Below are 8,189 nucleotides of genomic sequence, written 5' to 3' on the forward strand. Positions count from 1 at the left end.
CCCCCCCGGGGGCGGCCGCCCCCCCGTCGAGTCTGTTTTCGCCCCACCCACGAGCCCGTGGTGTGGGTTCTCCCGCAGCTGGCCTTCGAGGCAGTTGCTGCCAACGCGGGTAGCTCAGCTGTTGATGCTGGGTGCGACCTCGCGGGTCATACGGAGGTTGGGCAGCCTTCCTTGCCAGAACTCTCGCTCACCCGTGGCCTTGAATCCGTGGCGCTGGTAGAAGCGGACCGCGCTGTCGTTGTAGTCGGTGGCCCATAGGCATATGGGTGCGGATCCGGCCCAGGTGAGGAACTCGGTCATCATGCGGCCACCGAGCCCCTGGCCCTGGACGTGTTCCAGCAGATACATCGGTCCGAGAGTGACCACCTCGCCGCGGCGCCCGCAGAGAACGCCCACGATCTCGGTTTCAGAACGGAGAACACGGCAGAACAGCAGATCCGGCTCCTGGTTCGCTGTCTCGATGAACTCCCGCCACTGGTTGATGCCTTCCGTGGTAGCCGACGAGCCGCGATGCTCACGGATCCAGTCCTCGTCGATCCCCACCTCCGGGTTGGGGTATGTCTGCAGCCAAGCCCTCAGCAGCAACGGCCCCAGCTGCGCGGAGTCGCCCGGACGAGCAGCTTCGATCACGTAGGTCATGGCAACGATCCTCGTCGATCATCCACCGCTTCAGGCCGCCCAGCCATCCTTGCGACGAACTTCTGATGGATGCCACCGCCGACGACTTCCTGTTCACCGGGGAACCTGCCCGACCGGGACTGAACTGTGCTTACGGACCTTGCCGTACCGCGCCGGGTCGTATCCGGGATCGCCGAGTTCAACCGTGGCGGCCTGCCCGCACCGGCAGCCACGGACGACGGCACCCATTGGACCTACGGAGGCGGCCCGTTCAGAGCCGCATGAGCCCGGCGGCGGTCGGCCGGAATCCGCACTGGCCGTAGAAGGACTCCAGGTGCGGTTCGTAGTCGACGTGCAGCCACTGGGCACCGCGTGCCCTCGCCTCGTCGGCGGCCGCCCTCACCAGCCGGGTCCCGAGCCCCTGCCCGCGCTCATCCGGGTGCACGGTGGTGTCCAGGACGAAGGCGTGCACACCTCCGTCGCCGACGACGTTGACGAATCCGACCAGCCGGTTCCCCCGGCGCGCCGCGATCCAAGCCAGGCTGCGAGCCAGTATCGGCGCGAAGGAGGTCGGCTTGTGATCCGGCCACGACGCGCTGAACAGTTCGTCGAGTTCGGCATCCGTCAGCTCGGGACGCACTACCAACACCCCGTCATCGGCCCACGACGCATCACTGGTCACCATGCAACGCAGCCTGCCATGCATCCACGGCTTCGTTCGCCGCTCCACTCGCCGCCCGGGACCTCGAAGGCGGTGACCCCGTGTGCGTCGTCGTCGACAGCAACGGGCCGGGCTGGACGCAGGAAGTCGGCCCCGCCGACTTCCTGTGCCTGGGCCCTCGCGCCAAGGGCGAGCACCGGCGTCGGCCACTGCATCGCCCACTGCACCGCCCACCGCGTCCGCCCGCCCAATCCTGTGATGTGATCATCCTGTTGACGTGCTATCTACAGGAGCTGACCATGTCCTCACCCCTGCCCAGCGCCGTCCGCCTGACCGTCGGCCGGCACACCTTCGACGGACTGGCCGCCGGGCCCGCCGACGGGGAACTCGTCCTGCTGCTGCACGGGTTCCCCGAGTTCGCCGACTGCTGGAGTGCCGAGCTGACCGCGCTGGCCGCGGCCGGCTACCGCGCGGTGGCGGTGGACCAGCGCGGCTACTCCCCCGACGCCCGCCCCGCGGACATCGCGGACTACTCCGTCGAGCTGCTGGTCGCGGACGCGCTGGGCTTCGCCGACGCCCTGGACGCGCCCCGCTTCCACCTGGTCGCCCACGACTGGGGCGGCCTCGTCGCCTGGGCGCTGGCCTCCACCCACCCTGAGCGGCTGCACAGCCTGACCGTGCTCTCCACCCCGCACCCCGAGGCGCTCTACGAGGCCCTCAACAACGACAGCGACCAGCGCGAACGCTCCCAGTACATCAGGGAGTTCCGCCTGCCTGGGCACGTGGCCGAGCAGGCCATGCTGGCCGACGACGCGGCCAGGCTGCGCGCGATCTACCGGGGCGCGCTGCCGACGGACCAGGCCGAGTCCAACGTCCGACGGCTGACCGAGCCGGGCGTGCTGACGGCCGGGCTCAACTGGTACCGGGCGATCAACGAGGAACTCCGGGTGCCCGCCGGCGAGATCACCGTCCGCACGCTCTTCGTCTGGGGCACCGAGGACCGCGCCCTGGGCCGCGACGCCGCCGACCTGACGGCCAAGCACGTCAGCGCCCCGTACCGGTTCGTCGCACTGGAGGGCGCCACCCACTGGCTGCCGGAGGCCGACGCCGAGCGGATCGTGCCGCTGCTCCTGGAGCACCTCGCGGGCTGATCCGGAGCGGTATTCCCGGCGCGCCGCCCCACCGGCGCGCCGGCTTCGCCGCCCTCAGGCCGCCCTCAGCCCGGTCTCAGCCCGCCCTCGGCGTGTTCCGGGATCGCGCCCAGCTCTCCGCCTGCTCCGGGTCCCACAGGAAGCGGGCGCCGAAATCCTTCTCCTCGCCGGGTCCCGCCTCCGTCAACGCACGCACCAGCGCCGGGCTGTAGACGGCATGGACCCGGAAGTTCACCAGGAACCGACTCTTGATCACGATCCGCACGTAGCGGCGGCTGTTGCCCCGATGACGTCCGGCCACGATGACGCAGTCACCGCCGTCGCCCAGCCCCCCTGCACCAGAAGTCGGCCCCGCCGACTTCCTGCGTTCCCCCCGCCACCGGCCCGGCCTGAGCTGCTCTGCTCCCGCAACCGTTCGGGGTGCGGGCCGTACCTGCCGATCGGCAGGGGCAGCCCGATGAACTTGCGCTGGGCATTCGTGAGTTGCCCACGCGTCACGACCAGTGTGCTGCCGGGTTCCGCCCCCCACGAAGAAGGCGATACCCACGCCTGATCGCGACGCCACACGGATCTAGAGGCGGCAGCTGATCTCCATTCCGTCCTCCACGGGGAACGTGACGCTCTGGTAGCCGTTGCGGGGCTCGCGGACGTAGTCGAGGTAGGGCGCGAGGGCCTCCAGGTCGACGTCGTCGGCGACGACGAGGGTGCCGGGCGCGAGGCGGGGTTCGAGGAGCCGCAGAACGGGCAGGCACAGGTCCTTCCAGCCGTCGAGGAGGACGAAGTCGGCGGAGCCGTCGACTGCGGCGAGGGTGTCGCGGGCGTCTCCTTCGAGGACGGTGATCAGGTCGTCCAGTCCCGTCTCGGCGAACGTCCGGCGGGCGGCCGCGGCCTTGGCGGCGCTCAGTTCCGTACTGATCACCCGGCCCGTCCCGTTGTCGCGCACCGCGGCGGCGAGATGGAGCGTGGAGATGCCGAAGGACGTGCCGAACTCGACGACGGTGGCGGGGCGGGTGGCCCGGATCAGGTTGTAGAGGAGGCGGCCACCCTGGGCCGAGATCGGCATGTACACCTCGGCGTTGGCGTCAGCCTGCTCCTGCGGGCCGAGGGGCGCGGAGCCCTGGGGCCGCGCCGCCCGGATCCGCTTGCTGGTCGCCTCGTCCTGCTCGGCATGCCGGAACATCCGGTCGAGGGCGGTGGCGACGCGGGGGTCTTCGAGGGTGTTGGTGGGTGTCATGGACCTAGACTAGACGCACCGTTGCGTTGCGTCTAGCGATTCTGGCCTACCCTGGCCCCAGGAGGCAGACATGGAACGAGGAAGTACGGCCGCCGCGGCGGCCGCGCCACAACCGGCGGCACGCCACCACGGCAACCGGCACGGCCGCAGCGAACAGGCCCGGCAGGCAGTACTGGAGGCGGCCGACGACCTTCTGGTCGAGAAGGGCTTCACCGGCGTCACCATCGAGGGCATCGCCGCCCGGGCGGGCGTCGCCAAGCAGACCGTCTACCGCTGGTGGAAGACCAAGACCGACATCCTCCTGGACGCCTTCCTCCAGGACGCGGCCGAAGCCCTGACCCCGCCGGACCACGGCGACCTGGCCCCGGACCTGCGCGCCCACCTGCGCCAACTGGCCCTGTTCCTCACCCGGTCCGACGCGGGCGCCGTCTTCAAGGCCCTCATCGGGCACGCCCAGCACGATCCCGCGTTCGCCGCCGCCCTGCGGTCCGGGTACCTCGACGAACAGCGCCGACGCGACCGGCTCCCGCTGGAACGCGCGGTGGAACGCGGCCAGCTCGCCGCCGGACTCGACATGGCGGCGGAGATCGACCAACTCGTGGGACCGCTCTACCACCGCGTCCTGGTGACGGCGGAACCCGTGGACGAGGCTTTCACCGACCGCCTCGTCGAGGCGTTCCTGCACCGCGCGGGCGTAGCGGACTCAGCGGAGTAGCGGAGTAGCCGACGCAGGGGAGACGGTGAGCAGCCGACTCCCGGGCACCGGCGGGACCGCCGAGCAGGTGGCCGCGCTCAGTGCCGAGTGGTTGCGGCGTACTGGTCCGACGACAACGCGAACACCCGCACTCGCCGACCGCCGGCGGGACTGACGGTCTCACGGGCCAGCCGCATCCCCAGTTTGGTCATGATCCGTTCGGAGGCATCGTTGCCCACTTGGGTGATGCTGACGATCCGCTCCAGCCCTCGCTCCTCGAACCCGAACCGCACAGCGGCCGCAGCGGCCTCGGTGGCCAGGCCCCGCCCCCAGTGGGGACGTCCCAGCCGCCAGCCGACCTCGACCGCCGGCAGCACCTCCGGCAGGAAGCCGGGGACCGAAAGGCCGGTGAACCCGGCCAGCTCGCCCGTGGACCGGATCTCCACGGCGAACAGGCCGAAGCCCTGCGCCTCCCACTCGCTCTCCCAGGCCTGGATCCCGCTGCGGGTCTGCTGTTCGTCACGGACGCTGCCGTCACGGATCCACCGCATGACCTCGGGGTCGGCATTGACGGCGGCCATGGGCGCAATGTCCTCCTCGCGCCAGCGACGCAGGATCAGACGCGGAGTCTCAAGCGTGACCATCGAACCATTCTGGATCACCAAGGGGCTCTGCGCCATCCTCCGCTCCCCACGGCTCCGTTACGTGCCGCGCCCGCTGCACGACGGCCCGCGGGAGCGTAGCGGCGGGCCCGGACACCAGCCGTGTCCGGGCCCGCCGAGTACCGCACCCCCGAGTACCGCGCCGCCGTATCAGTGCGCGGCGGCCTCCCAGTTGGCGCCGACGCCCACCGAGACGTCCAGCGGGGCGCGCAGCGGGTAGGCGCCGGCCATCTGCTCGCGGACGATCGCCTCGACCTGCTCGCGCTCGCCCGGGGTCAGCTCCAGCACGATTTCGTCGTGCACCTGGAGCAGCATCCGGGAGGTGAGGCCGGCGGCGCGCAGCGCCTCGTCCACCCGCAGCATGGCGATCTTGACGATGTCGGCAGCCGAGCCCTGGATCGGGGCGTTGAGGGCCATCCGCTCCGCCATCTCGCGGCGCTGGCGGTTGTCGCTGTTGAGGTCCGGCAGGTAGCGGCGGCGGCCGAGCAGCGTCTCGGTGTAGCCGGTGGCGCGGGCCTCGTCGACGACCCGGCGCAGGTAGTCGCGGACGCCGCCGAAGCGCTCGAAGTAGGTGTCCATCAGGCCCTGGGCCTCGCCGGGCTTGATGCCGAGCTGCTGCGAGAGCCCGTACGCGGACAGCCCGTAGGCGAGGCCGTAGGACATCGCCTTGATCTTGCGGCGCATCTCGGCGTCCACCGCGGTGCCCGGGACCTCGAAGACCTGGGAGGCGACGGTGGTGTGCAGGTCCTCGCCGGTGGCGAAGGCCTCCAACAGGGCCTCGTCCTCGGAGAGGTGGGCCATGATGCGCAGTTCGATCTGCGAGTAGTCGGCGGTGAGCAGCGACTCGTAGTCCTCGCCGACGACGAAGGCGCGGCGGATGGCGCGGCCCTCCTCGGTGCGGACGGGGATGTTCTGCAGGTTCGGGTCCTGCGAGGAGAGCCGACCGGTGGCGGCGACCATCTGGTTGAAGGTGGTGTGGATGCGGCCCTTGGGCGAGACCGTCTTGAGCAGGCCCTCGACGGTGGTGCGCAGCTTGGCCTGGTCGCGGTGGCGCAGCAGGATGACCGGCAGTTCGTTGTCGGTCTGGGTGGCGAGCCAGGTGAGCGCGTCGGCGTCGGTGGTGTAGCCGGTCTTGATCTTCTTGGTCTTGGGGAGGGCGAGCTCGCCGAAGAGGATCTCCTGGAGCTGCTTGGGCGAGCCGAGGTTGAACTCGCGCCCGGCGGCGGCGTGCGCCTCCTCGACCACGCGCTGGATCTCGGTGGCGAACTGCGCCTCCAGGCTGGTGAGCCAGGGGCGGTCGGCGGCGATGCCGGTGCGCTCCATCCGGGCCAGCAGGGCGGCGATCGGCAGCTCCATGTCGCGCAGCAGCCCGGTGGCGCCGACCTCGGCAAGGCGGGTGTCGAAGAGCGCGGCGAGGTCGAGGACGGCGCGGGCCTGGAGCATGAGCGCCTGGGCGCCGGCCGCCGGGTCCTCCTCCGGGGCGTCGAAGGCGAGTTGGCCGTCCTCGGTGGCGGGGGCGGGGGTGAGCGAGCGGGCCAGGTACTCCTCGGCGAGCACCTCCAGGGTGAAGGTGCGGCGGCCGGGCTTCTCCAGGTAGGCGGCGAGGGCGGTGTCGGCGACGACGCCCTCGATGGCCCAGCCGCGCTCGGCGAAGGCCCGCATGACCTGCTTGGCGATGTGCAGGGCCTTGGGGGCGGCCGGGTCGGCGAGCCAGGCGGCGAAGGCCCGCTCGTCCTCCTCGGCGAGCTGCGCCGGGTCGAACCAGGCGGCGGATTCCCCTGCGGCCAGGGCGACTTCGGCGACCTCGCCGGTGCCGAGCGCCCACTGGTAGACGGCGGCGAGGGCGACGGGGGCCTTGGTGTCGGCGGCGTGCTCGCGCAGCCAGCCGGCCAGCGTGCCCGGGTCGGTGAGCAGTTCGCCGTCGACCTCGACGCCGGGGGCGAGTTCGGCCGCGGCCTCCTCCTCGCCGGCGGCCGGGTCGATGCCGTGGACGCGGTCGCGGAAGTTGGCGTTGCGGAACTCCAGCGACTCCATCAGCGTGCCGACGGCGGCCTTGTCGAACGGCGCGCGGGCCAGGTCGCCGACGCCGAGCGGGAGTTCGACGTCGCGGACGAGCTCGGTGAGGACGCGGTTGCGCTTGACCGAGTCGAGGTGTTCGCGCAGCTTCTCGCCGATCTTGCCCTTCACCTCGTCGGCGCGGGAGACGAGTTCGTCGAAGGAGCCGAACTGGTTGACCCACTTGGCGGCGGTCTTCTCGCCGACGCCGGGGATGCCGGGCAGGTTGTCGGACGGGTCGCCGCGCAGGGCGGCGAGGTCCGGGTACTGACGCGGGGTGACGCCGTACTTCTCGGCGACCTTCTCCGGGGTGTAGCGGGTGAGCTCGGAGACGCCCTTGGTCGGGTAGAGGACGGTGATGTGGTCGGTGACCAGCTGGAGGGAGTCGCGGTCGCCGGTGACGATGTCGACGTCGTAGCCGGCCGCCTCGGCGGCGGTGGCCAGGGTGGCGATGATGTCGTCGGCCTCGAAGCCCTCGGCCGTCAGCCGGGGGACGTTCATCGCGTCGAGCAGTTCGCCGATCAGGGGGACCTGGCTGCGGAACTCGTCCGGCGTCTTGGCGCGGTTGGCCTTGTAGTCGGGGAACTCGACGGAGCGGAAGGTCTGCCGGGAGAGGTCGAAGGCGACGGCGAGGTGGGTGGGCTGCTCGTCCCGGACGGTGTTGGCGAGCATCGAGGCGAAGCCGTAGACCGCGTTGGTGGGCTGGCCGGTGGAGGTGTTGAAGTTCTCCACGGGCAGGGCGTAGAAGGCCCGGTAGGCCATCGAGTGCCCGTCGAGCAGCATCAGCCGGGGCCGTGGGCCGGCCCCGCCGCCACCCGTCGCGCCCTTGTCCGTACTCTGCGTAGCCACGTCAACGTCCCGTTCCTGCCGATTCCACTACCGGCCACCGATCCTATGGCCCGGCACCGACAAAAGGGGCGCCGTGCCGATCGAACGCCGTGCCGGTCGAGCGCCGTGCCGGTCGGTCGCGGGGCGCGGGCAGCGGGGGCCGCGGCGCCCGGGGCGCGCGGGGGGCCCGGTGTCGCGCCCCCGCCCCGGGCCCGGGGCCGTCCCCCGAGGAGGTCGGGGGGGCGGTCGCAAGCTGCGAGATGTCGGTCCCCGGAGGGCCGGAGGG

Annotated in this window: 8 protein-coding genes; 2 read left to right on the plus strand and 6 right to left on the minus strand. The window is 71.4% G+C overall.

What is annotated here, in order from left to right; translation table 11 throughout:
• Positions 1–114: 114 nt before the first annotated feature.
• A complete protein-coding gene (locus tag ACFV61_RS12560) occupies positions 115–639 on the minus strand; it encodes a GNAT family N-acetyltransferase (RefSeq protein ID WP_380491532.1) in 525 nt (174 codons plus the stop codon).
• Between the two features lie 250 nt (positions 640–889).
• Positions 890–1,303 carry a GNAT family N-acetyltransferase gene (locus ACFV61_RS12565; protein WP_380491534.1) on the minus strand — a complete coding sequence of 138 codons (414 nt, stop codon included), beginning with the start codon at positions 1,301–1,303 and terminating at the stop codon, positions 890–892.
• Positions 1,304–1,578: 275 nt separating this feature from the next.
• Here ACFV61_RS12565 and ACFV61_RS12570 point away from each other — a divergent pair, with 275 nt between their 5' ends.
• Complete coding sequence (locus ACFV61_RS12570) at positions 1,579–2,430, plus strand: alpha/beta fold hydrolase (RefSeq protein ID WP_380491536.1); 852 nt, start codon at positions 1,579–1,581, stop codon at positions 2,428–2,430.
• Between the two features lie 76 nt (positions 2,431–2,506).
• Here ACFV61_RS12570 and ACFV61_RS12575 read toward each other — a convergent pair whose 3' ends face one another.
• The gene (locus tag ACFV61_RS12575) at positions 2,507–2,731 is read right to left on the minus strand and encodes a hypothetical protein (RefSeq protein WP_380491538.1); all 225 of its coding nucleotides are present in this window, start codon (positions 2,729–2,731) and stop codon (positions 2,507–2,509) included.
• A 270-nt stretch (positions 2,732–3,001) separates the two neighbouring features.
• Positions 3,002–3,664, minus strand: coding sequence for an O-methyltransferase (locus tag ACFV61_RS12580; RefSeq protein WP_380491540.1), 663 nt, complete (start codon positions 3,662–3,664; stop codon positions 3,002–3,004).
• Positions 3,665–3,734: 70 nt separating this feature from the next.
• Here ACFV61_RS12580 and ACFV61_RS12585 point away from each other — a divergent pair, with 70 nt between their 5' ends.
• Positions 3,735–4,379: a TetR/AcrR family transcriptional regulator gene (locus tag ACFV61_RS12585; RefSeq protein WP_380491541.1), complete on the plus strand. Its 645-nt coding sequence runs from the start codon at positions 3,735–3,737 to the stop codon at positions 4,377–4,379.
• Between the two features lie 77 nt (positions 4,380–4,456).
• On the opposite strand, the gene ACFV61_RS12590 is transcribed toward ACFV61_RS12585, so the two are convergent.
• Positions 4,457–5,002, minus strand: coding sequence for a GNAT family N-acetyltransferase (locus tag ACFV61_RS12590; RefSeq protein ID WP_380491555.1), 546 nt, complete (start codon positions 5,000–5,002; stop codon positions 4,457–4,459).
• A gap of 168 nt (positions 5,003–5,170) precedes the next feature.
• Positions 5,171–7,858, minus strand: a complete 2,688-nt coding sequence (gene polA / locus ACFV61_RS12595) for a DNA polymerase I (protein WP_063351036.1) — start codon at positions 7,856–7,858, stop codon at positions 5,171–5,173.
• Positions 7,859–8,189 lie beyond the last annotated feature (331 nt).

Source organism: Kitasatospora sp. NPDC059817 (assembly GCF_042731835.1).
Classification (GTDB): Bacteria; Actinomycetota; Actinomycetes; order Streptomycetales; family Streptomycetaceae; genus Kitasatospora.